Here is a 23,621-nt window from a genome sequence, read left to right on the forward strand (position 1 = left end):
CAAAGTTATCCACATTATCCACAGAGCTTATGGGATTTTCCACATAAGTTTCTGTGGATTTTTATGTTAATAAGTCCATTTAGGAAAGCTAGATATTTAGTGATTTAATGACATAGTTCAAATAATTATCCACATTATCCACAATATCCACAATGCAAATGTGCAGAACCTGTCTACATTTGCAAGAAGTTAAAGGTGTGATATAATCTGACTTGCATAAGACTTTTAAGTCAGACTTACTATATGAAAGAGGGGCAACAATGCGTAATTTAGTACTTTCAACAGAAACTGCTAATGGTTATACAGCAGTTCCGGACATATTTATTGACCAGTTTATACCTAATACAAGTGGAGAATTCGTAAAGATTTATCTTTATCTTTTACGTCTTCTTTCTAATAAGAATAGCAATTTAAGCATCTCCTCTCTTGCAGATACTTTTAATCAGACAGAATCAGATGTAATCAGAGCCCTTAGATATTGGGATAAGTTAGGACTTTTAGAGCTTGAGTATAATTCTGACAATACAATTTGCGGAATCACTCTTAAGGACCTTAACAACAACACTAATAACTTGGTTTCAAGAGTTTCTGATACATCCGCTAATGGATATAACTTGAATATCAACTTAAAGAACGAAGACGAAGTTATAAATAACTTAGCTTCTAATAATCAGGCCAACAATCAGTCAAGCAAGGCTGCTAAGTTTAATAACTCAGCTCTTGGCTCTAATGTAGTTAGTATTAACGCTAACACAGCAAGTCAGAGCACAACAGTTTCTTCTATGCCACAGGCTACAGTTGAAGCTAACAAGCCATCCTTAGTTGAACCATCATCAGCAAGAATGGATGAGTTAAATAATGAAGAAGATTTCTCATTATTACTCTTTGGTATTCAGGCTTACTTAAGCAGACCTTTAACTCAAAAGGAATGCAACTTAATCGTTTACTTATACGATAACCTTAGTTTTTCTTCATCTTTAATTGATTATCTTTTCGCTTACTGCGTAGAAGCTAATCATAAGGATGTTAGATATATAGAAGCTACTGCTCTTAACTGGCATGAGAAAGGCATCACAAGTGTTGCTGCTGCCAAGGAGGAAGTAACTAATCACAGTAACGCTACAATTAGCGTATTAAAGGCTTTTGGTATCTCTAATAGAGAACTTGGTAGCTCAGAGAAGGACTACATCAACAGATGGAGCAAGGAATACCACTTTAGTCCTGAAATTATTGCTGAAGCTTGTAACCGTAGTTTAGCTAATACACATCAGGCAAGTTTTCAGTATGCCGACTCTATTATTAAGGGCTGGTATGAATCAGGAGTAAAGAACTTCGAGGACATCTCAAGAGCAGATGCGGACTTTAAGGCTAACAAGGCTGCTGGTTATACTAACACTACAACAGCAAGAGCTAATAACATGACTAATAAATCAGCTGCTAGAAATAAAACTAACAAGTTCAATAATTTCCAGCAAAGAGAGTATTCACAAGAATTCTACGATTCTTTATACGACAATATGTAATTAATGTTTCATTAATATTTTAAATTTGAGCTTATTCATAGTGGTTATATATTAGCATTTTATGGTAATATATAACTGCTATGATAATTTTATTTTTAATAACAATAAAAGAGGGACTATATGGCTTTAACTAATACTCAATATGCTTCTGTTATGCGACATTACGATGACATAAGAAGCCTAAACAACAGAATACTTGATAGTCGTTATGAGGAGATTAAGAACTTATCTCCTAAGCTAGAGGAAATTGATAATAAAGTTATAGAGATTTCTTTAGAGGCGGCAAAGAGTCGAATCAATTCTACTAATGATTATGACAAAAATTTTGATTCTAAATTAAAGGCCCTTGAAGAAGAAAAGAAGCAATTGCTTCTATCTCTTGGTAAACCAGCTAATTATCTCGATGATATTTATAGCTGTGAGAAGTGTCATGACACAGGCTTTATAGGCCAGGAGAAGTGTTCATGCTTTAAGAAATTTGCTATTGATCTTGTATATAGAGATTCTAATCTTAAGAACATTATTAAAGATGAGAATTTCAATACATTTTCATATAAATGGTACGATGATACAAAGATTAATCCACGTTTTGGCACTACTGCTAGACAGAACATGGAGAAGGTTTTTGCAATCGTTACTAAATTTGTTAAGAATTTCGATAAGGAATTCACTAACCTTTTAATTACCGGTAATACCGGTGTGGGCAAAACCTTCCTTACAAACTGTATTGCTAAGGAATTGCTCGATAGTTCACACAGTGTTATATATCTTACTGCTATCGAATTTTTTGAAAGTTTTGAGAGCAAGGATTTTAACAAAAATAAAGACAACGTAGTCGATACACAATATTTTCTTGATGCCGATCTTCTTATTATAGATGATTTAGGTACAGAGAATAGCAATTCATATACTAATTCTAGATTGTTTTATATTATTAATGAACGTAGTATAAGAAAGAAGCCTATGATAATTTCAGCCAATCTTGAAATTAATGAAATTGGAGAAAGATACTCTGAAAGAGTCTTCTCTAGACTGCTTAGTTCCTACAAACTTTTAGGTTTGTTCGGACAGGATATTCGAATTCTTAAAAGAAATAATCATTGACTTTATCTTGCTACTTGATTATATTAGTATAGGTTTTGCAAAACAAACCAGTCACTTTTTATTGTTATATTATTACGGAGGAGTTATATTATGCCACGAGACGAACGTCATATTGCAACTATTCCTTATGGTAAATTAGGAATTATTCCATTAAAGAGCTGCACAGCTATGGGAGATAAGGTTGATAAGTACCTTGTAGATTGGAGAGAAAAGCGTGACAACGAAACTGTTCTTAGCGTAGCAGGTTACAAGAAGGATTCTTATATCCTTGATGCTAAGACACCAAGATTTGGTTCAGGTGAAGGTAAGGGAACACTTAGTGATTCAGTTAGAGGTCATGATCTTTATATCATGGTTGACGTAGCTAATTACAGTCTCACATACTCACTTAACGGCGTACCTAATAGAATGTCTCCTGATGATCACTATGCTGATCTTAAGAGAGTTATTATGGCTGCAGGTGGTAAGGCAAGACGTATTTCGGTTATTATGCCTTTCCTTTATGAGTCAAGACAGCATAAGAGAACAGGTAGAGAATCCCTTGACTGTGCTTTCATGCTTCAGGAATTAACTAATATGGGTGTTGATAACATTATCACTTTCGATGCTCATGACCCTAGAGTACAGAACGCAATTCCACTTAATGGTTTTGAATCAGTTTCATGTACATATCAGTTTGTAAAGTACCTCTTACTTGGTGTTGATGATCTTCATATCGATTCAGATCATATGATGGTTATCTCTCCTGATGAAGGTGGTATGGGACGTGCTGTATATCTTGCCAACTTACTTGGTCTTGATATGGGTATGTTCTATAAGAGAAGAGATTATACTAAGATCGTTGATGGTCGTAACCCAATCGTTGCTCATGAGTTCCTTGGAACTAATGTTGAAGGCAAGGATGTTATTATCATTGATGATATGATTTCATCTGGTGAATCTATGATTGATGTTGCTTCAGAACTTAAGAGACGTAAGGCTAACAGAGTATTCTGTGCAACAACATTCGGTCTTTTCACTAACGGATTTAAGAAGTTTGATGAAGCTTATGAGAAGGGCATCATCGATAAGATCCTTACTACTAACCTTGTATACCAGCCAGAAGAGCTTTTATCTAAGCCTTGGTATATCAATGTTGATATGAGTAAGTATATGGCTCTTATCATTGATACACTTAACCATGATTCTTCAATCAGCAACTTATTAAACCCTGTTGAAAGAATCCAGAATAGAGTTAAGGAATACAACGAATTACACTACGGTAAGTAATTTGTATTTCATTTTGTAATAGTTCAGATATTTAAAAACTCCTAGGAATTTTTCCTAGGAGTTTTTTTATTGCTTTTAATTTGTTACAGCATCACTGTCGCCATCGGAGTTTGCACCTCCTCCGCCATCATCATCTAATTCCACATTACTATCATTATCATTATAAGAGCCTGCTGCCCCTGAACCGGCATTACTATCTCCATCTGAATTTCCACCGGCATCTATTTCTACACCATTTTCATCCACTGCCTTTGTAGATGCATTTTCATTGGCATCCACATTCGTTGTGTTCTCACCTTGATTAGAGTCCACACTTTCTGACTGTGCACTAGTGCTAGCCTCAGTTGTAGAATCTGTAGCCCCTTCTTCGTAGCTTTCAAAATTCTTCTTTTCAAGGCCAGAATGAATATATTCCATATACTGCTTAAAAATCGCCTTAGTATTTACACTAGGAAGAGTCTGTGGATAATCATAACCTATCCAAACGGAAGTTGTGTAATAGGCGCTGTAACCTACAAACCAAGCATCCTTATTAGAGTTTGTAGTACCAGTTTTTCCGGCAACCACTGCATTATAGCAAGAAGCCCCCACACCAGTACCGCTCTCCACAACAGTTTCTAGCATACTTGTCATCATTCTGCAGGCATTAGTTTCATAAATCCTCTCAGAAGCAATCTGACTGTGGTCCCAAACCAGCGTATTATCCACGGTTGTAATGTTATTTATACAAGTGGCCTTTCTGTAATAGCCATCGTTTTCAATTGTTGCATAGGCTGCTGCCATCTCCACAGTAGACACGCCGTAAGTAAAACCACCAAGGGCTGCTGCGTTGTATTCCTTGTCCATCCAAACCTTATGGAAGCCCATGTTTAATAAAAATGAAATACCACCGCTAGGAGTTATCTCTTGGAATATCTTCCACGCTACCGTATTTTTAGAAAGCTTAACAGCATCTCTTAAGGTCATCTCTCCCGCATAGTAACCATCTGCGTTTGCCGGTCCATTTTCAATATACTCATCCACCACAATAGAATCTGGTGTATGTCCTAGCTGCAAATATGGAAGATAACATATCAGCGGCTTTATTGAAGAACCTGGCTGTCTATAGCTTTGGTAGGCTCTATTAAGTGTAAGTCCTACTAAGTCCTGACTTCTTGCACCAACTATTGCTACCACAAGTCCAGTTTCATTATCTATACTTGTGGCTGCTCCCTGCAGGCTATAAACCCCGCCGTCACCTGTTTCACTGCTCCAAGAAAGATTTTCATCCACAGATTCCTGAAGAGCGTTTTGCGCCGACATATCTATACTTGTATTAATTATGTAGCCACCGGAAATTAGAAGCTGCTGACAGTAGGTGTAAAAAGCCTCGTAATCCTCGCAGTAGCCATCATAGTCCTCATCACTTGTAAAGTTAGACCTAAAGTCAAAACCATAAAGGTCCATTAAAGCCTCTGTGGCACAGTGTCTTGCATAAGTTACTACAGAATTATTAGTAGCGGCCACGGATTTAGCATTAAGGCTAACGACTTCATTTTCAGCCACCAAATAGTCAAGTTCCGGAATATAACTATATTCGTAAAGCTCGTGCAATATGATATTGCGACGATACACGGTGTTGTCGTAATTAGTTAGAGGATTATACTTTGTAGGATTGTTTGGAATGGCGGCAATAAAGGCCATCTCTGATAAATCTAGCTGGTCAATGGTCTTTTGAAAATATCCAAGACTTGCCGCCTGCACCCCATAATAACCATTTCCAAAGTAAATGTTATTAAGATAGAACTCTAGAATCTCCTCTTTAGAGTATTTCGCCTCAAGCTCCTGGGCAAGGAAAATCTCCTCTACCTTTCGCTCCCAGCTAACTTCCTGACTTAAGTAAATGTTTCTTGCTAGCTGCTGCGTAATGGTACTTGCACCTTGAACAATGTCATTGGCTTTTTGATTGGCTATAGCCGCTCTTATAATAGCCTTATAGTCAACGCCCTGATGCTTGTAATAATCTCTATCCTCCATAACTACAAAGGCATTGACTAGATTTTCAGGAATATCCTCATAAGCCACGTAATACATGTCCTTAGTATCACGCATACTGCCTATTTCATTGCCATCCTTGTCATTAATAATTGTAGTCTGGCTACCATTAAAATCATTAAGACTGCTTGTTGAGGCTATCTTGCAGGCGTCGTTATATAGCTCTGTTATTCTTTGAATTTTTGGCCAAAATATAATTAAAGCCACTAATATTATTAATATTAGTAGGCCAAGAATCACTTTTCCCACTGATCTTTTCTTTTTCTTTTTTCCCTTAGATTTAGAAGTGGCTTTGCTTCCCCCAGTTTTTGTAGTTGCCATAATATCCTCCATTAATAGCCCCATAATTTGTGGCTATTTACTATCCTCATTACTCTTCTAATATTATAACAAGTTTTAAATATAATCTCTATTTTATTACGATAAATTTTATACAAAAATAACCGGCGCGAATTATCGCACCGGTTTAAATTCATTTTACTTATAGTATGTCAAATAAACATTGCCTGCCTCTGTAAATATCTTACTTGCAGCAGTAATTGTCTTTGTTTCTGTTGTTGATGTTGCTAAATCAATGTATGTAATATTATCTGAATCGTAAGCTGTAATAATACAGTAGCTATTATCTCCTGTCTTAGCAACTAGTGGATAGCCATCTGCCACATAATTTAATAACTTATCAACGCTTAAGCCGCTAATACTTAATGGCTGTAAATTATCAGCAGTTTTAAGGGCGTCAATGACTGATAGGCCAGAAGACATAAGACTTGCAATATTAATATTCTCACCTGCGTAATTAGCTAGGGTCTGTGCCGCAGTGGCTATTGTTGAACTTGAACTTGTAATACTTAAGTTTGATAGAGAGCTCTGAGTACTCTTATATCTTCTATAAACTAAGTTAGCATTGTTATCAAGCACATAGCCGTAACTATCGTAAGCCTTACTAATGGCAGTATTTAAATTTTCATAACTTTGTAGGTATCTTCCATATGCATAAACATAATACTTACCTTCCCCTGTTATTGTCTTGTCTAAATCCACCCATTTCTTCTCATTATAGACGATTTTTTCTGATGCTCTAAGAGAAACTCCACTTGTGGAAGAAGCCGCCTTAAAAAGCAAAATACGAGTTTCTGTAAGTCTTGCAGTTGTAGTAGCTGTAACCACACTAAGCTCGTCCTCAACTACATTTTCATCCTTATTAATAAGCTGGTCAATTGTTGAAGAAACATAGCTATCACCTGACTTTGTCACTCTTGTAAGAGTAACTCTCTTACCGTCAATCTCAGCATCACTAATGTAGATGCCATCCTGCTCATATTCCTTAATCACGTTATATTCGCTATCCATAATGCAAACCTTATACATAGCAAAAATCTCGTTACCCATATCATCAGAACTAATATCTGACTTGTGAGCTATGCCATAAACGCAGTCCCCATCAATAAAACCGATGACATTGAGGCTATCTCCCTCATCTGCCTTAATCTGATAATCAGAACTGTTGGCCATATTATAAATTCTAAGAGTATCTGTATTATTTAAATCTCCGCTTGTACTATAACAAATTGTTGAACCGTCCTCAGATACTGCATAAGTGCCCTCAACTAAATCTGTTACAACCTCCATAATCTCTAAACTTGAAATATCAATAGAGTAAAGAGTGTCATCCACAAGGCAGTAGAATTTATTCTCATTAAGATAAGCAATACCGCCGGCATTCTCAGAAAGCACAGTATAGCTTGTATTTAGCGGAATAAATAAAACCTCGTTAACAATATTATCTGAGTAATCGTACTGGTAAAGAGAAACTCCCACTTCACCCTCATGCTCACCTCTGTTCATGTAACCCATGACCGCAAAAGTGGCATCGCCGTTACTATCTACATTTATAAGTTTAAAGTCATGGTCTAGATAATCCTCACGAACCGAGTCTGTATCCTCGCTACTAAAGGAGAATACACTTGTGAAAATGTTATCTGAGACGCTATAGCACCAAAGGGATCCATTATTTACAAAATAGTTATAAGCTCCATCCTCATCAGAAAGCATATTAACTTCTGTAGTGGATGTAATACCAAGATCGATTCTTGTTGTGGTTACTAAATCATTTTTCGCATCAAAAATCTGATTGGCATCGCGCTCGTAATTAAGCAGATAAAATCTCTGGCTTGTCTTTCTAACTCTGTAATATTCATTAACCACGTAAGTGTCGTAAGAACCGTAGCTATTCTCTGCACCCATTCTATATTCAAGGCAAATAACTGCAATCTCTGAATTTACATCCTTAACGCTAATTTGAATATCACTTTCAAGATATGGATCTAAATCTCCCCAGGTAATCATTGAACTACTTGAGTAAATGTCCACATGTCCGAAATTATCATTAGCACTTGAACTACTTGACTCCAAGTAATTTGTAATCTCATTAACTCTTGAGGAATCAAAAGTTACTTCGTTGAAATTTAAAACAAAATCAAGGTATTCCTGAATATCATAACTATCGCCCTTAATAATGTTTGCATAGTAATGAGCCTCTTTATCCCCTTCAAGGTCTAACACAATTTCAAGGGAATATTTCACATCATCATCAATTAAATTCTTAAGAGTAAAAGAAACATCAATGTAATCAGAAACCACACTAAAATCCTTTACTTCATTGCTTTCATACAAATCCCCAGAATCTAAATCTCTTACCTTATAAGTAATGCCTTCAACCTCTGTACCATAAGTATTAATTGAAAGGCTTACGCTTCTATCTGTTCCAATAGGGGTAATGTCCTCGCAGTCCATAGTGGAATCAATTTCCTCTGTATAGCCATGAAGGGCATTGTAACTATTGCCTGCATCTGTCTTAAAGTACACAATCGGAAGGCTAGCCTGTGACATAGTAGTATATGAAGCCTCTTCCGCTTCTAATTCCATTGTTAAAAATGTAAGAACTCCCGTAACTACAAAAATAATTCCAAGAATCCAATGTTTCATCTTTAAATTCTTTTTTATCTCCATAATAATCTCCCATCAATAATCTGAAATGTCTATAGTCAAGACTCGCTCGCGGAGCGTTTAACTCGCTCGGAGCTTGTACTCCGACTGAGTTAAATAAGTCTAGACAAGGTCAGATCTAAATTAAGTGCCTGATTCATTGTTTCATTTTCAAGTCTCGCACCTTTATTCCCCTCTTTTTTAGAATTCCTAACCCCACGAATCAAGAGATTCTTAGGTGTATGTTCCATATCAATAAACTCTAAAATCTGTGTGTCATAACCATTGGCCTCAAGCATCTTAGCCCTTGAAGCATCCGTTATAATAGCTGCCAATCTCTCCTTTAAAATTCCATAATCCATAACTGGCTTTAGAATTTCATTATCAATTGTCTTATTAGCTTCATGCTGGCAACAAGGTACCGACAAGATGACCTTAGCTCCCCACTTGACTGCATTTGCCAAGGCATAATCCGTTGCGGTATCGCAGGCGTGGAGGGTAACCACCATATCCACAGCATCCACATCCTTATATGAGGCAATATCTCCAACATAGAAATTTAGCTTATCATATCCATAATCCTTAGCAAGGGCATTACAGTTATTAATTACATCCTCTTTTAAATCAAGTCCAATAACACGAATGTCATAGCCCTTTAAAACCTTAAGATAATAGTACATGGCAAATGTTAAATAAGACTTACCACAACCAAAATCAATAATTGTCTGCTCTCTATCCTTAGATAGGGATGGTAAAATATCTTCAATAAACTCTAAGAATCTATTAATCTGCTTAAACTTATCATATCTAGAATTAACAATCTTGCCCTCCTTAGTCATAACCCCAAGGTCAACTAAGAATGGAACAAGAATTCCTTCTTCTAAAATGTATCTCTTTTTCTTATTGTGATTAAGGTCCCTCATAGCCTTCACTTCCTTAGCCTTCTTTAGCTTAATAGTGTAGTGCTGTTCCTGGCCTTCCTTATATTTAGAAGCAAGAACAAGACCTGTGGCATCAATTAAGTTAAACTGAGCCTGACTAAATTCCTTTAAATATTCCTTAATTGCTTCTATTAGTTCTTCCTTTTCCAAGTTCTTATGAAAAGCCTGTCTTCCTACAAACTCCTCTGCCTGGAAAAGCAATTTATCATTAATCTTTACAGGTCTAATTTTAACCCTGTAAGCCTTCTTTTCATCTTTTTTTCGTCTAGCTGAAATTGTACAATCTATTAACTTCTCATTTAAATTCGATTCTAAAAATTCCTTTAATTCCATACTTAATCCAATCTTATCTCTTATATTCCTATTTAATTACAAAAAACTATCTTCTAAATTATACCTTTATTTTCCCCTCTTGTTAAGTAAAAAAAGGGGCGCAATTTCTGCGCCCCAAAATTTTTTATTTAGCTGCTCCAAGTCTTGCAAGTGATCTCTTTAATGCCATCTCTGCTCTAGCTACATCAAGGTTAGGATCCTTAGCTGAAAGACGTCTCTCAGCTCTAACTCTAGCCTCATTAGCTCTATTAACATCGATTTCATCAGGCCACTCTGCAACCTCTGCAAGGATTGTCACCTTATCCTTAAGAATTTCGATGATACCACCATGAATAGCAGCTTTTTCAACTTCATTACCATGATGAATCTTAAGTACACATGGTACAACTACTGATGTAAGAGGAATATGCTGTGGAAAAACACCAATCTCTCCCTCTGAAGTAGCAAGTTCAACCATAGTAACAGAATCGTCTTCATAAAAAACTCTATCTGGTGTATTAACCAGAAGCTTCATAGTCTCTGCCATGGTAATCCTCCTTTACATGCAAAAGCATCTCAAATATACAATCTAGTCAAGCAAATTTTACTTTACCTTAGCTAATACATCATCAATGCTACCGCAGTTAAGGAAGTAACTTTCTGGAATATCATCATGCTTACCTTCAAGGATTTCCTTGAAGCCCTGGATTGTATCCTGGATAGAAACATATCTACCCTCTAAGCCTGTGAACTGTCCAGCAACGTGGAATGGCTGAGATAAGAATCTCTGAACCTTTCTAGCTCTAGATACAACAAGCTTATCTTCTTCTGATAATTCATCCATACCAAGGATAGCAATGATATCCTGTAATTCCTTATATCTCTGTAAGATTTCCTGAACGGCACGAGCTGTCTTATAATGCTCCTCACCTACGACTCTAGGGTCAAGGATTCTTGATGTTGACTCAAGTGGATCTACAGCTGGGTAGATACCAAGTTCTACGATAGAACGTGAAAGAACTGTTGTAGCATCAAGATGGGCAAATGTTGTAGCTGGCGCTGGGTCAGTTAAATCATCCGCAGGTACATAAACGGCCTGAACTGAAGTAATAGAACCGTTCTTTGTTGATGTGATACGCTCCTGAAGAGCACCCATTTCAGTCTGAAGTGTTGGCTGGTAACCAACGGCTGATGGCATACGTCCAAGTAAGGCTGAAACCTCTGAACCTGCCTGAGTAAATCTGTAGATATTATCGATGAAAAGAAGTACATCCTTTCCACCCTTATCTCTGAAGTACTCAGCCATTGTAAGACCTGTTAAACCAACTCTCATTCTAGCTCCAGGTGGTTCGTTCATCTGACCAAATACCATTGTTGTTTTTTCGATAACGCCTGATTCCATCATTTCATGGTAAAGATCGTTACCCTCTCTTGTACGCTCACCTACACCTGTGAATACTGAATATCCACCGTGCTCAGTAGCGATATTTCTAATAAGTTCCTGAATAAGAACTGTCTTACCTACACCGGCACCACCGAATAGACCGATTTTACCACCCTTCTGGTAAGGGCAAAGTAAATCTACTACCTTGATACCTGTCTCTAACATCTCTGTGTTAGTAGCCTGTTCAGCAAATGTAGGAGCCTGTCTATGAATAGGCATGTACTCTTCTACATCTGGAGTTGGCTTGTTATCAATAGGATCACCTAATACGTTAAAGATACGTCCAAGTGTGTTTTCACCAACTGGAACAGAAATTGGCTTTCCTGTAGCTTCTGCTTCCATACCTCTAACCAAACCATCTGTAGGACCAAGGGCGATACATCTTACTGTATCGTCACCAAGATGCTGTGCAACCTCGACTACGAGCTTGCCGCCGTCATTAGTCTTTATGTTGATGGCTGAATTAATTTCTGGAAGATTACCCTCAGTGAACTTAATATCAATTACGGCACTGATGATCTGAGTAATCTTACCGATATTCTTATCTGCCATTACTAACCTCCATTATTAGTTAAATAAAAGATTTATTTTAAATCTAACAGTATAACTTAATTAAGCACTCTTAATTAGCCAGTAGCATTTGCACCACCGATAATCTCTGTAATCTCCTGAGTAATAGCGCCCTGACGAGCTCTGTTGTACTGAAGAGATAACTTGGAAATGAGATCCTCAGCGTTACTTGTAGCATTATCCATAGCCTGCATACGAGCACCATTTTCACTGGCAACAGATTCAATTAAGGCACCATAGATAAGTGAGCATACATACTTTGGTATGATCATATCAAGTGCTTCATCTTCCTCTGGCTCGTAGCTCATTGGAGTTGTATCTACCTTCTTATCACCTTCCTCAGACTTTAAGTCCTCAGTTGATACTGGTAATAACTTAATAAGCTTTGGAATATGCACTACTGTGTTCTTAAATGATGTATAGGCAAGATAAATCTCACCGATTTCACCTGCAGCAAATCTTTCAAGTAATTCGTCGCAGATTTCCTTTGCATCAGTGTAGAGAGGTTCGTTGATTACATCAGAATAATCCTTTGCAATCTTGTAACCTTTTCTCTTAAGGAAATCTCTTCCCTTAGTACCGATAGCAATAATATCTACATCATCCTTGTTAAAACCACTATTGATTATGAGTTTATCAATGTTCGAGTTATAACCACCCGCTAATCCTCTGTTACCTGTTATTGTAATAACTGCCTTCTTAGTAGATTCGCCAGCCACTAAATATCTATGATTGATATTTCCTGACTTAGCTAAAATGTTACTAACAGTTTCATACATAAGATCTGAGTATGGCTTTGTTGACTCAGCCTTACCCTTAGCTCTCTGTAACTTAACAGTGGAAACGAGCTTCATGGCTTTGGTAATCTGACCAGTGCTTTGTATACTGTCTCTACGTCTTTTTATGTCTCTCATTGAGGCCATAAAATTTACCTCCGTTTCCTAAAAGCTAGTAAATGTAGTGACTACATTTTACTAATTACTTAAAACTCTTCTTGAACTCTTCAATAGCATTAACAAGTGCTTTTTCGTTCTCCTCTGATAATTCCTTAGAATTCTTAATGTCTTCTGGAATTGTAGGATACTTTGTATTGATGAAGTCAAATAAACCTGTTTCAAAATCGCCAATCTTTTCTGTTGGGATATCAAGTACATACTTTCTTGTTACAGCAAAGATGATGATTACCTGATATTCAACTGGCATTGGCTTATACTGAGGCTGCTTAAGCATTTCTCTGATTCTTTCACCCTGTGCTAACTTCTCTCTTGTATCAGCATCTAAGTCTGAACCAAACTGAGCAAATGAAGCTAACTCTCTAAACTGAGCTAACTCAGTTCTGATAGGAGCAGAAATCTTCTTAATAGCCTTAATCTGAGCAGCACCACCAACTCGAGATACAGATAAACCGGCATTAATAGCTGGTCTGAAACCTGAGTTAAACATTTCTGTCTCAAGATAGATCTGACCATCTGTGATAGAAATTACATTAGTTGGGATATATGCTGAAACATCGCCTGCCTGAGTTTCAATGATAGGAAGCGCTGTTAAAGAACCTCCACCATATTCCTCTGACATTCTTGCTGCTCTCTCTAATAATCTTGAATGTAAATAGAATACATCACCAGGGTAAGCTTCACGACCTGGAGCTCTCTTTAAAAGAAGTGATAATGTACGGTATGCAGCAGCATGCTTACTTAAATCATCGTATACTACTAATACATCTTCACCGTTTTCCATCCACTCTTCACCAATAGCACAACCTGAGTAAGGAGCGATATACTGTAATGGAGCAAGCTCTGAAGCAGTAGCTGCAACTACAGTTGTATATGCCATAGCACCATATTCTTCAAGTGTCTTTACGATTGTGGCAACTGTTGAAGCCTTCTGACCAATAGCTACATAAATACAATGTACGCCCTGGCCCTTCTGATTAATAATTGTATCAATTGCGATGGCTGTCTTACCTGTCTGACGGTCACCGATAATTAATTCTCTCTGTCCTCTACCAATTGGTACCATGGCATCAATAGCCTTAATACCTGTCTGGAGTGGTGTATCAACTGACTTTCTTGTGATAACACCTGAGGCAACTCTTTCAATCTGACGGAACTTAGTTGTATTAAGAGGTCCCTTGCCATCGATAGGCTGGCCAAGGGCGTTAACAACTCTTCCTGTCAATGCATCACCAACTGGAACCTCAACAACTCGGCCAGTTGTCTTTACTGTATCACCTTCGTTAATGTTCTTGTTTGAACCAAGTAATACGGCACCTACGTTATCTTCTTCTAGGTTTAATACCATTCCGTATACTTCGCCAGGGAATTCAAGAAGTTCACCTTGCATGGCCTTCTCTAATCCGTGAACACGGGCGATACCATCCGCAACCTGAATTACTGTACCAACATCTGATACTTCAAGTTCGGTAGAATATCTTTTAATCTGTTCTTTTATAACTGAACTGATTTCTTCCGGTCTTAAATTCATTGTTTAGAAACCCTTTCTTAAAGTTTATTTTAAAACTAAGCTAACTGAATACCACTAAGTTCATTAGCCATATTGGCGAGTTTAGTTTTTATGCTACTATCTACAACTCTATCCTTAATTCTAATAATCATACCAGCAATAAGACTTTCATCAATTGCATAGTTAATCTTGAATTCTTTATAGTCTGTTGTAGCAAGAAGCTTAGCTTCTACTGCCTTCTTCTGAGCATCTGTAAGCTCGCTAGCAGTAGTTACATAAGCAATGCCGATCTTCTTATATTCAAGTACCTTTTCAACAAAGTACTCCAATGTATCAACAATGTTTCCTTGTCTGTCTTTAGAAACCATGAGAGTTAATAAACCTGTCATGTCCTTTGAGACAAATTTTTCAAAAACATTCTTAATAACTGTTTCTTTCTCTTCTTTTTCAACCTTTGGGTGTGCGAGAAGCTTTTCTAAATCTGGATTAGCCTTAAAGCTATCGATTACAGCTACTGCCTCCTCGTATAAACTATCCATACTAGATTCAGAAACAGCTAATTCAAACAAAGCATCACCGTAGGTTGTTTCTACTAGCTTAGCCATGTTTTATCACCCATTTCGTTTAAAGTCTCTTCAATAAGAGCATTACTGTCGCTTTCATTAATTGACTTAGAAACTAACTTAGAAGCCATTGCTGCAGCAACAACAACGATCTGCTGCTTAACTTCATCAGCAACTTTCTGCTTTTCAAGCTCTGCTTCTTTATTAGCCTGCGCAATAATTCTAGCTGCTTCTTCTTTACCCTCGTCAATAAGTCTCTGCTTATTATGCTCGCCAGTCTTTCTAGCATCACTTAAAATGCTTTCTGCTTCTTTACTAGCAGCCTTAAGCTTAGCCTCGTATTCCTGCTTCATAGCAAGGGCATCTTCTTTATCCTTAGCAGCACCTTCAATATCACTTGTGATCTTATCCTGACGCTTCTTTAACATGTTACGTACTGGATTAAAAAGGATATATGAAAGTAATATAAATAGGATGAAGACATTAATTAATGTTATTGCAGCATCAAAAAGGAGCTGTGCATCCAAGCCAAATAATCGTCCTTCAAGGACAATTGCTGTATTTCCTAACAAATTCACTTGTTGGCCTCCTTTCTATTATCTTACTTCGATATGTCTTAATCTTACTTAAAAGGCTTAACGAACATTAAGATAATAGCTACGGCGAAACCGTAAAGACCTGTTGTTTCGGCAACGGCCTGACCAAGTAACATAGTTGACTGAATCTGTGACTGAGCACCTGGGTTACGACCTACTGCTGAAGCACCGTGACCTGCGGCAATACCCTGACCTACACCAGGTCCTACACCGGCGATCATTGCGATACCTGCACCAATTGCTGACATAGCACTAATAAATTCCTGTCCTGAAATATTCATGTTGAATTCCTCCATTTAAATAAAATTTGTTTTTTAGTTCTGCCTCTTAATCGGCAATCTTGTCGTTAACATAAACCATAGTTAACATACTAAATACATACGCCTGAATGCATCCTGAGAAGATATCAAAATATGCATGGAGTATTGATGGGTAAGCTACTGTGAATGGACCAAGTAAATCATAGATTAAGCCCATAAGTACTGTACCCGACATTACGTTACCAAATAGACGTAATGATAATGACAACGGAACTGCAAATTCACCAATTAAATTGATTGGGAATAAGAACCAAATTGGCTGGAACAATGCACCAAAGTGTCCTAACTTATTCTTCTTAATACCATTGAACTGTACTAAGACGAAAGTAATAAGACCTAGGCATAATGTTACGCCGTAGTCCGCTGTAGGCGGTCTCAGACCGAAAATTCCCGAAATATTTGATATGATAATAAAGATAAATAATGCAGAAATGTAATTCTTGAATCTGTAAGCATTGCTGCCCATGATTCCATCAACCATTCCGCCTAACATATCTACTATCATTTCGACAATATTCTGGAATGTTCCCGGTGTGTCCGTGGCATTAACTTTGTTGATCTTCACTCTAGCAATAATTGCCATAATGATGATGAAGACTGACACAATCAACATAGCTACGTGAGTTGAATCAATACCTAGTTCTACACCGCCTAGCTTAAAAGTGTAAAACGTCTGGATCATAAAGCTTGAATCACCAGCTACTGATGTGTTTAAACTTAAAGCGCCCACCTTCTCACCTTCCTTTTCTTTAAGATAGTAATTTATGAGTAAACGGCTCAATATAAGCCGCTACTTTCATTGAAAACATGCCAATAATGGCACAAACTGGGTTACCTGCGTGTAATAAAAAGAGTAGCAAAAAAATAGCTATCATTACCAGTAACCTAATAAGATAACCCAAGATATAAGATTTAGAGCCCTGTTCATTGCCGTAAACTACTTTACGGATTACAAAGCTCATATGAATGGATGAAAAAATAGCATAGAGCACGCCAAAAGAAAGCCCAGAAACACAATATCCTTTGTTATCTGGAACTGCTATTAAGATGATGATTGCACCGATTACAAAATATAATCCTTCTACCAAAATCATTCCTGGTAGGCTTTCATTAACTTGCTTGATTCTTTCTAGCATCTATCTACCATCCTTACAATTTGTTTATTCGTCACGTTCATTCTTGTGTTCACGGTTGTAATTATCCAACTTCTCCTGAATAAGCGCTTCTTCATCTCTTTTCCGCTTAGCTTCTTCTTGCACTATCGTTGCTTTAACGAGAGCATAAGCGTTCCTTCCTCCTGCCGCTATACCTAGTATCGTTAATACTAGGGAAAAGAGATTCGTGTTAAATTTTCCATCTAGCCAAACACCCAGCGCGACGCACACGAAAAGTGGCACCATCACACAAATACTTATCTGGGATACTAGCACTATATTTCTTAATGCCTTACCTTTGTTCTCCATACCGTATATCCCTTCAAAACAGATATCAATATTTTACCATTTAATCAAGAAAATGTCTACATTTTGTTAATTTTGTATCAAATTTAATTCAATTATTCATTTGAATTTTGCATACATTATTGTTATAATTTGTTTAATATATAATTTATATCACATACATGGGAGGTGATTAAATTGGCAACACTTTATAGAAAAAGACTTGTTCCTATGGAATGCGTAGAGCTTAAAGATGATGTTATTGTTTACCAGGATGCAGATAGAATCGTAACCGTATGGAATACGCTTAAGCCCAAGAAAGAATTCTCACATGGTATATCTTATTATGTGATGAACGAAGGCATTAAAGTCAGCAAGTTCTATAGAGATGATAATTCTCTTACCTATATATATGTGGATATAATCGACACAGAATATAATAAAGAAGAAGATAAGTTCATTTTTACTGATTTAATCGCAGATGTTATTGTTAATGAAGACGGTAATTATCGCGTAGTTGATTTAGACGAATTAGCAGATGCTTTCAAAAGCGACATAATTTCTAAGGACTATTTAGTAGCATCCCTGAATAGGCTAAACAATCTACTGCTTTCAATATATAGCGGCAGCTTTAAGGAATATGTAAAATTTATTGAGCGCTTCGAGGCTAACATAAAAGTAATTTAAAAACAAAGGCTTTAATATCTCTAGAAATTCTAGGATACTAAAGCCTTTTATTATTATGATTATAATGTAAATGTAATCTCTCTCTGACTTTCGTGATACTTAACGATTTCAACACCTGCTGCCTTTAGCATTCTCTTTGATGCTATAACAGAAGCTGTATCTGCATACTTGTCGCAGTCGTAAACCACTGTCTTTATGCCAGATTGAATAATTGCCTTTGCACATTCATTACACGGAAAAAGTGTAACATATATCTTAGAACCATCTAAACTTCCACCACGATAGTTAAGAATTGCATTTAACTCACTATGTGTTGTGTAAAGATACTTGTTCTCAAGAGGGTCGCCCTCTCTGCACCATGGAAATTCATCATCTGAACAACCAATTGGCAATCCATTATATCCCATAGATAAAATCTTATTGTCCTGACTTACTATACAAGCTCCCACCTGAGTGTTAGGGTCCTTTGATCTAAAGGCCGATAGCTTAGCCACTCCCATAAAATATTCATCCCATGAAATATAGTCAGTTCTCTTCTGACTCATATAGTTACACCTCCCTTTATATAGTCTAAATTTCTAGTCTTCTAACATGCTAATTCTTCTAATGTGTCTTTCATCATTAGAGAACTTAGCCTCTAAAAATGTATCAGCGATTCTAAATGCTAATTCTGGTCCAAGTACTCTTGCACCCATACATAATACGTTAGCGTTGTTGTGCTCTCTTGTAGCCTGAGCTGAGAAGCAGTCACTACATAATGCAGCTCTGATGCCCTTAACCTTATTAGCTGCCATGCTCATACCAATTCCTGTACCGCAAAGTAAGATACCAAGCTCAACCTCTGATGATAAAACTGATTCGCAAACCTGCTTTGCATAAACTGGATAATCACAAGAATCCTTTGTATAAGTACCCTTATCGATTACTTCGTAGCCCTTCTTTTCTAAATGTGCTACTAACTGTTCCTTTAATTCGATTGCGCCGTGATCGCATCCAATTGCTAATTTCATACCAAAACTCCTTTAATTGTTATTAATTTGTCCTTTACCTTGTCTTTTGTTGTTACCATTAACTACGGGCGTTTTTAATGTGTCATCTTTATTAGCATCATCTAAAGAAGAATCCTCTTCTACTGATTCTTCCTCATCTGAGTTGCTATCTTTATCAATTAAATCCTTAGCAATTATGTCTACAAGCTCATATATTTGCTCAAAACATAAATTGTACTCATCCATCCCCTTGCCGTAAGGATTTATAATTTCTTTGTCTGGAAAACCAGCATACTCCGATAATGTATAAACATTTATCGCTTCATCAAATGTATCATAGATCTTCTGCTTCATGGCAGAATTCATTGTTAAAACTAAAGTATCATTTCCAAAATCCTTTGCATTAATCTCCTCTGAAGAATTATTAGGAATAATTACTTCGTGCTTAGCTGCTACTGCAACTGCCTTAGGATTATATGGTTCAGAAAATAAAACTACCATGCCTCGAGATTCAACCTTTAATTCCGGCATTAAATTAGCCAAAATCGTTGCTGCCATGGGACTTCTACTGGTATTCTCTGAACAAACAAAAATTACTTTCTTGTATGCGCTCAAAACTAGCCACCCCCAATTCTAACAAATCGTCATCCTCTAATCAACTTTAACAAGTTTATGTCCTGCTGCCTTAATTAATCTATTCATAATAGCCTGTCCTACATCTGCTGAATCAAAGCTTTCTGAATAAACTACCTCAATTCCATCTTTATCAAAATCTCTTAAAACCTTATATAGGTTCTTTGCAATGCTTAGCTCGTCTTCTCTGCTGCCAAGAACATAGACATGTTCATGACCATAACAAGACTTTGTCTCATCTGTTGCCATAACGGCTGTCTTTTTGCCAAGCTCATCTGCCTTTTTTATTTCTTCATTAATATAGTCTACAACTTTTTTTGTATCGCCTTCAACTATAGTAATTTCTGCATTAGGCGCATAGTGCTTATATTTCATTCCAGGTGCCTTTGGCTTAACTCCAGGTTTAACCTCACCAACGATTGCTGGGTCAATTCTAACCTCACCAATTACTTCCTCAAAATCCTTCTTTGTAATATAACCTGGTCTAAGAATTGTAGGAATCTCTTCACTTAAATCAATAATTGAAGATTCAAGTCCAATATCTACTGTGTCATCCTGAATTATCATATCAATTTTTCCAGATAAATCATTAATAACATGCTCAGCTCTTGTAGGACTTGGCTTTCCTGATGTATTAGCAGATGGTGCTGCTATATAAACTCCTGACTGGGCTATAAGTCTGTTGGCAACCTTGTGACTTGGCATTCTAATTGCCACTGTTTCAAGTCCACCAGTTGTTGCGCTTGGAACTATGTCCGATTTTTTCAAAATCATTGTCATTGGACCTGGCCAAAATTTCTTGGCTAGAGCTAGTGCCTTCTCTGGAACCTCAACTGATAACTTATAAAGTGCATCCAAATCAGCAATATGTACTATTAATGGGTTATCAGATGGTCGTCCCTTTGCTGCGTAAATCTTCTTTGATGCATTTGCATCAAGGGCATCTCCCCCTAAACCATAAACTGTCTCTGTTGGAAATGCTACTAAACCACCGTTATTTAGAATTTCCTTTGCCTCTTCGTATATTAAATTATCTTTCTTCTCATCTCCAGAAACCACTCTTATCCTTGTTTCCATGACGTCTCCTTACTTTTATCTATATCTAATTATTAAGATATTTATTTATTACAGTCCAAATATCGCTTGTCTCAAGTCCAAGCTTCCAGCTTGCAACGCCGGCAACGTCTGCCTCATCAATAACCTTCATCTTAGCCTCTATAGATAAAGCCTCTTCAAACCAAATATCAATTGTTGAACCATCTTTTTCATAGCTAACCACATACTGTGAAACCTCATCGTTCCAGAATGCAGAATAACCATCGCTTGTCATTTTGCTTATTGCTGCCTGCATACCTACAGCAGAGCTTGTTGTTGTGCCATTTGTAGTCTTCCAGATTCTTGTAAAAAATGGAACACCAACGATAAGCTGACTATTATCAACATCTTCTAAGACCTCGTTAATAGCTTCAGTTACAAATGGAAGTGAAGCTACAGAACCTGCCTCTGAGCCAGCATAGTGCTCATCGTAGGCCATAAGTATAACATAGTCTACAAAAGATGACTGCTCCTTTAATCTATAACATGAATTATAGCTTTCTGGCTTGTAATTATCAGTAGATAAAACCAGATTAGCCTTTTCACATTCAACGGATAATTCTCTTAAAAACTCCAAGAAATCTCTTGAATAGTTTGTGTTTACATTTTCAAAATCAAGATTAATTCCATCAAAGCCATAAGTACTTGCTCCTGAAATTAATGTATTAATCATCTTAGTTCTTGCAGCCTTACTCTTAAATAAAGTCTCAAAATCCACGCTTGTATCAAAGTCATCCACTAAGGCCCAAACTTTAATGCCCTTACTGTGCATGCTTGTTACTAAATCGCTAGTTCCATCAAAGGATAGGGAACCATCTGATCCAGAAATTGAATACCAAGTTGGGGACAACACATTTACACCAGTTGCAGAAGATAATAGGTTAGAAATGTTACTATTACCTGCAGTTCCCTCCACCTGGAACCAAGTTAAATTAATATCTGTATCAAAACTAATTGTAGTCTTGTCATCTTCATAGCTTGTGCTTCTAACATTGCTGTATTTATCAGTTACATCTTTAGTTCTAACGTAACCCTTAATGCCTGTTGGTGTAACTACCTCAAGCCAATCCTCTAATTCCTTAGTAACCACAAGGCGAGTTCCCTTTGAAACGCTTTCAACCACTTCGCTCTTAACGCCGCCTCTATATCTAACGCTAATCTTAGACTTAGCATCTACGCAAGTTTCTTCATCATAGCTTGTAGTAATCACAAGTCTATTAGGGTCACTAGCAATTACATAATCTAAATCTGTGTGACTTGCAACATAATCCCAGTTAAGATAAAGTGTATCCCCTTCCTTAACTAAAACTGTCACATCACTTGTATAAGCATTATCCTCTTCGTCAGTATATTCGTTAGAATTCTCCTTAAAGGAATACATATGATGTGTATCAGAATAAATAACACAGCTTGTTTCCTTATCATAATAGAATCTTAAATTAATATCGCTCTCAACTAAATCCTGTCTAACATAGAGATTTCCGTCAATGTAGACCCCCTGATTTGTATATTCCTCGCCATCAAGAATTACAAGTAATTCCTCTGAACCTTCCTGCATATCAAAGTAATCATATGCACTCATCTTCTTACTAGTTGGCGCATACTTATATATATAAACGCACACCCCTAGGGCAATAATGCAAACTAAGGCAATTACTGCTGTCACTAAAAGCTTCTTCTTTTTCATAATTGAATTCCTTTTATTCATAACACTCTCCAAAAAATTTTATTAATGAACATGCTTTTTATTGTAACACTAGAGACTTAAAAAAGCCACCGACCATTATACACCTATATGCATTATTAGCAAACATCTATTAAGGTGCCCTAGTCAGTGACTTTCTTTAATATATACGCAGAGGGACTATGTATATATTTGAAAATGTTATTTCGTTTTTTACTTTGTCGTATTTATAAAATTTTTCATTAGTTGTTAAACGACGAAATTGCTTTCCTTGTTTCTAATTTTCTTCTTATTATTTGTGATATATTTTTATGAATAAATTAGACCGTCTAGCCAGATTAAATTCTTTCCATCAATTATCTCCATATCAAAAATCTCTGGGATAATCTGAACATTTACGCCAAACTCCTTTGCAAGTTTAGCCTTTCTCTTCTTATTATAATCTCTTGTTAACATAGTCAAATCTTCCTCCTCATCTCTAAGTTTAATTCGTCTGATTCTTTCTGTCACTTCCCTTAATTTATAAGGACTAAGAGAGCCTAATAAAAATCTTTTCTCGCAGCTAAAGTAGAACTTCAGCGCTTCTCTATAATTCTTATCATTTACACTAATATCCAAAATTGCGCAGTCATAAGAATTTACTATTTCACCTAAATAGGCATTGTTATTGCATGCATAGTAATGAATTCCGTTAAAATTAATTCCTTGAAATCTCCTTAATTCCTTATAAGACTTATCTCTTAAATCAAATAATTTGTTACTAGTATAAGTATTAGCGTAATCCTTTAGGCCTTCGTAATCATTTTCATTATTAAAGCTTATAAGAGCTACCTTTAAGCCTAGCCCGTTTCTTAAATAATTAGCTAGGGCAAAGGCTAAGTGAGTTGTTCCCACAGCTCTTGATAGGCCTAAAAGTCCTATACTCATTTTCCCTAATCTCTTCTTATTAGATTTAAAATGTCTCATAAAT

23 protein-coding genes are annotated in these 23,621 nt (G+C 36.6%); 4 read left to right on the forward strand and 19 right to left on the reverse strand.

Features of this window, described 5'->3' with window-relative positions:
• Positions 1–260: 260 nt before the first annotated feature.
• The 3 genes from BLQ66_RS08055 to BLQ66_RS08065 all read left to right on the forward strand — a co-directional run bounded on the left by BLQ66_RS08055 (position 261) and on the right by BLQ66_RS08065 (position 3,896).
• A complete protein-coding gene (locus BLQ66_RS08055) occupies positions 261–1,523 on the forward strand; it encodes a DnaD domain protein (protein ID WP_074521714.1) in 1,263 nt (420 codons plus the stop codon).
• Between the two features lie 120 nt (positions 1,524–1,643).
• On the forward strand, positions 1,644–2,627 hold the full coding sequence (locus BLQ66_RS08060) for an ATP-binding protein (protein WP_074521715.1): 984 nt from the start codon (positions 1,644–1,646) through the stop codon (positions 2,625–2,627).
• Between the two features lie 90 nt (positions 2,628–2,717).
• A complete protein-coding gene (locus tag BLQ66_RS08065; protein ID WP_074521716.1) occupies positions 2,718–3,896 on the forward strand; it encodes a ribose-phosphate pyrophosphokinase in 1,179 nt (392 codons plus the stop codon).
• 75 nt (positions 3,897–3,971) lie between these two features.
• Here the strand turns inward: BLQ66_RS08065 and BLQ66_RS08070 are convergent, their stop codons facing one another.
• The 13 genes from BLQ66_RS08070 to BLQ66_RS08130 form a co-directional block, all read right to left on the reverse strand.
• The gene (locus tag BLQ66_RS08070; RefSeq protein ID WP_083330314.1) at positions 3,972–6,251 is read right to left on the reverse strand and encodes a transglycosylase domain-containing protein; all 2,280 of its coding nucleotides are present in this window, start codon (positions 6,249–6,251) and stop codon (positions 3,972–3,974) included.
• A gap of 156 nt (positions 6,252–6,407) precedes the next feature.
• Complete coding sequence (locus BLQ66_RS08075) at positions 6,408–8,939, reverse strand: hypothetical protein (protein ID WP_074521717.1); 2,532 nt, start codon at positions 8,937–8,939, stop codon at positions 6,408–6,410.
• An 89-nt stretch (positions 8,940–9,028) separates the two neighbouring features.
• Positions 9,029–10,189 carry a class I SAM-dependent methyltransferase gene (locus BLQ66_RS08080; RefSeq protein WP_074521718.1) on the reverse strand — a complete coding sequence of 387 codons (1,161 nt, stop codon included), beginning with the start codon at positions 10,187–10,189 and terminating at the stop codon, positions 9,029–9,031.
• A 124-nt stretch (positions 10,190–10,313) separates the two neighbouring features.
• Complete coding sequence (gene atpC, locus BLQ66_RS08085; protein WP_027430985.1) at positions 10,314–10,715, reverse strand: ATP synthase F1 subunit epsilon; 402 nt, start codon at positions 10,713–10,715, stop codon at positions 10,314–10,316.
• A gap of 57 nt (positions 10,716–10,772) precedes the next feature.
• The gene (gene atpD / locus BLQ66_RS08090; RefSeq protein ID WP_027430986.1) at positions 10,773–12,164 is read right to left on the reverse strand and encodes a F0F1 ATP synthase subunit beta; all 1,392 of its coding nucleotides are present in this window, start codon (positions 12,162–12,164) and stop codon (positions 10,773–10,775) included.
• A 74-nt stretch (positions 12,165–12,238) separates the two neighbouring features.
• Positions 12,239–13,105: an ATP synthase F1 subunit gamma gene (gene atpG / locus BLQ66_RS08095; RefSeq protein WP_074521719.1), complete on the reverse strand. Its 867-nt coding sequence runs from the start codon at positions 13,103–13,105 to the stop codon at positions 12,239–12,241.
• Positions 13,106–13,160: 55 nt separating this feature from the next.
• Positions 13,161–14,666 carry a F0F1 ATP synthase subunit alpha gene (gene atpA / locus BLQ66_RS08100; RefSeq protein WP_074521720.1) on the reverse strand — a complete coding sequence of 502 codons (1,506 nt, stop codon included), beginning with the start codon at positions 14,664–14,666 and terminating at the stop codon, positions 13,161–13,163.
• A gap of 35 nt (positions 14,667–14,701) precedes the next feature.
• On the reverse strand, positions 14,702–15,250 hold the full coding sequence (gene atpH / locus BLQ66_RS08105; RefSeq protein WP_027430989.1) for an ATP synthase F1 subunit delta: 549 nt from the start codon (positions 15,248–15,250) through the stop codon (positions 14,702–14,704).
• Positions 15,238–15,786, reverse strand: coding sequence for a F0F1 ATP synthase subunit B (gene atpF, locus BLQ66_RS08110; protein ID WP_330361980.1), 549 nt, complete (start codon positions 15,784–15,786; stop codon positions 15,238–15,240). Before atpF ends, atpH begins: the two co-directional genes overlap by 13 nt.
• Positions 15,787–15,830: 44 nt before the next feature.
• Positions 15,831–16,085 (reverse strand): ATP synthase F0 subunit C, encoded by a 255-nt coding sequence (gene atpE / locus BLQ66_RS08115; protein WP_027436914.1) that lies wholly within the window; start codon positions 16,083–16,085, stop codon positions 15,831–15,833.
• Between the two features lie 46 nt (positions 16,086–16,131).
• The gene (atpB, locus tag BLQ66_RS08120) at positions 16,132–16,806 is read right to left on the reverse strand and encodes a F0F1 ATP synthase subunit A (protein WP_051195372.1); all 675 of its coding nucleotides are present in this window, start codon (positions 16,804–16,806) and stop codon (positions 16,132–16,134) included.
• Positions 16,807–16,873: 67 nt separating this feature from the next.
• Positions 16,874–17,260, reverse strand: a complete 387-nt coding sequence (locus tag BLQ66_RS08125; RefSeq protein WP_074521721.1) for a hypothetical protein — start codon at positions 17,258–17,260, stop codon at positions 16,874–16,876.
• A gap of 24 nt (positions 17,261–17,284) precedes the next feature.
• The gene (locus tag BLQ66_RS08130; RefSeq protein WP_027430994.1) at positions 17,285–17,587 is read right to left on the reverse strand and encodes an AtpZ/AtpI family protein; all 303 of its coding nucleotides are present in this window, start codon (positions 17,585–17,587) and stop codon (positions 17,285–17,287) included.
• A 174-nt stretch (positions 17,588–17,761) separates the two neighbouring features.
• Between BLQ66_RS08130 and BLQ66_RS08135 the strand changes: the two genes are divergently transcribed.
• Positions 17,762–18,250, forward strand: coding sequence for a ribonuclease FAU-1 family protein (locus BLQ66_RS08135; RefSeq protein ID WP_034245594.1), 489 nt, complete (start codon positions 17,762–17,764; stop codon positions 18,248–18,250).
• A gap of 59 nt (positions 18,251–18,309) precedes the next feature.
• Here BLQ66_RS08135 and BLQ66_RS08140 read toward each other — a convergent pair whose 3' ends face one another.
• The 6 genes from BLQ66_RS08140 to BLQ66_RS08165 form a co-directional block, all read right to left on the reverse strand.
• Positions 18,310–18,795, reverse strand: coding sequence for a deoxycytidylate deaminase (locus BLQ66_RS08140; RefSeq protein ID WP_074521722.1), 486 nt, complete (start codon positions 18,793–18,795; stop codon positions 18,310–18,312).
• A 33-nt stretch (positions 18,796–18,828) separates the two neighbouring features.
• Positions 18,829–19,260: a ribose 5-phosphate isomerase B gene (gene rpiB / locus BLQ66_RS08145; RefSeq protein ID WP_074521723.1), complete on the reverse strand. Its 432-nt coding sequence runs from the start codon at positions 19,258–19,260 to the stop codon at positions 18,829–18,831.
• Positions 19,261–19,272: 12 nt separating this feature from the next.
• A complete protein-coding gene (locus BLQ66_RS08150) occupies positions 19,273–19,854 on the reverse strand; it encodes an arsenate reductase/protein-tyrosine-phosphatase family protein (protein WP_074521724.1) in 582 nt (193 codons plus the stop codon).
• A gap of 36 nt (positions 19,855–19,890) precedes the next feature.
• Complete coding sequence (locus BLQ66_RS08155) at positions 19,891–20,949, reverse strand: L-threonylcarbamoyladenylate synthase (protein ID WP_027430998.1); 1,059 nt, start codon at positions 20,947–20,949, stop codon at positions 19,891–19,893.
• Positions 20,950–20,974: 25 nt separating this feature from the next.
• Positions 20,975–22,675 (reverse strand): glycosyl hydrolase family 18 protein, encoded by a 1,701-nt coding sequence (locus BLQ66_RS08160; protein WP_083330315.1) that lies wholly within the window; start codon positions 22,673–22,675, stop codon positions 20,975–20,977.
• 285 nt (positions 22,676–22,960) lie between these two features.
• Positions 22,961–23,617: a Vir family protein gene (locus BLQ66_RS08165; protein ID WP_180364709.1), complete on the reverse strand. Its 657-nt coding sequence runs from the start codon at positions 23,615–23,617 to the stop codon at positions 22,961–22,963.
• Positions 23,618–23,621 lie beyond the last annotated feature (4 nt).

Source organism: Lachnospira pectinoschiza (assembly GCF_900103815.1).
Lineage (GTDB): Bacteria > Bacillota > Clostridia > Lachnospirales > Lachnospiraceae > Lachnospira > Lachnospira pectinoschiza_B.

What these genes read in the sequence shown, in the direction of transcription:
- BLQ66_RS08055 (WP_074521714.1), top strand. Translation starts at nt 261, where the DNA reads ATGCGTAATTTAGTACTTTCAACAGAAACTGCTAATGGTTATACAGCA.
- BLQ66_RS08060 (WP_074521715.1), top strand. Translation starts at nt 1,644, where the DNA reads ATGGCTTTAACTAATACTCAATATGCTTCTGTTATGCGACATTACGAT.
- BLQ66_RS08065 (WP_074521716.1), top strand. Translation starts at nt 2,718, where the DNA reads ATGCCACGAGACGAACGTCATATTGCAACTATTCCTTATGGTAAATTA.
- BLQ66_RS08070 (WP_083330314.1), bottom strand. Translation starts at nt 6,251, where the DNA reads ATGGCAACTACAAAAACTGGGGGAAGCAAAGCCACTTCTAAATCTAAG.
- BLQ66_RS08075 (WP_074521717.1), bottom strand. Translation starts at nt 8,939, where the DNA reads ATGGAGATAAAAAAGAATTTAAAGATGAAACATTGGATTCTTGGAATT.
- BLQ66_RS08080 (WP_074521718.1), bottom strand. Translation starts at nt 10,189, where the DNA reads ATGGAATTAAAGGAATTTTTAGAATCGAATTTAAATGAGAAGTTAATA.
- atpC (WP_027430985.1), bottom strand. Translation starts at nt 10,715, where the DNA reads ATGGCAGAGACTATGAAGCTTCTGGTTAATACACCAGATAGAGTTTTT.
- atpD (WP_027430986.1), bottom strand. Translation starts at nt 12,164, where the DNA reads ATGGCAGATAAGAATATCGGTAAGATTACTCAGATCATCAGTGCCGTA.
- atpG (WP_074521719.1), bottom strand. Translation starts at nt 13,105, where the DNA reads ATGGCCTCAATGAGAGACATAAAAAGACGTAGAGACAGTATACAAAGC.
- atpA (WP_074521720.1), bottom strand. Translation starts at nt 14,666, where the DNA reads ATGAATTTAAGACCGGAAGAAATCAGTTCAGTTATAAAAGAACAGATT.
- atpH (WP_027430989.1), bottom strand. Translation starts at nt 15,250, where the DNA reads ATGGCTAAGCTAGTAGAAACAACCTACGGTGATGCTTTGTTTGAATTA.
- atpE (WP_027436914.1), bottom strand. Translation starts at nt 16,085, where the DNA reads ATGAATATTTCAGGACAGGAATTTATTAGTGCTATGTCAGCAATTGGT.
- atpB (WP_051195372.1), bottom strand. Translation starts at nt 16,806, where the DNA reads ATGATCCAGACGTTTTACACTTTTAAGCTAGGCGGTGTAGAACTAGGT.
- BLQ66_RS08125 (WP_074521721.1), bottom strand. Translation starts at nt 17,260, where the DNA reads ATGCTAGAAAGAATCAAGCAAGTTAATGAAAGCCTACCAGGAATGATT.
- BLQ66_RS08130 (WP_027430994.1), bottom strand. Translation starts at nt 17,587, where the DNA reads ATGGAGAACAAAGGTAAGGCATTAAGAAATATAGTGCTAGTATCCCAG.
- BLQ66_RS08140 (WP_074521722.1), bottom strand. Translation starts at nt 18,795, where the DNA reads ATGAGTCAGAAGAGAACTGACTATATTTCATGGGATGAATATTTTATG.
- rpiB (WP_074521723.1), bottom strand. Translation starts at nt 19,260, where the DNA reads ATGAAATTAGCAATTGGATGCGATCACGGCGCAATCGAATTAAAGGAA.
- BLQ66_RS08155 (WP_027430998.1), bottom strand. Translation starts at nt 20,949, where the DNA reads ATGGAAACAAGGATAAGAGTGGTTTCTGGAGATGAGAAGAAAGATAAT.
- BLQ66_RS08160 (WP_083330315.1), bottom strand. Translation starts at nt 22,675, where the DNA reads ATGAATAAAAGGAATTCAATTATGAAAAAGAAGAAGCTTTTAGTGACA.
- BLQ66_RS08165 (WP_180364709.1), bottom strand. Translation starts at nt 23,617, where the DNA reads ATGAGACATTTTAAATCTAATAAGAAGAGATTAGGGAAAATGAGTATA.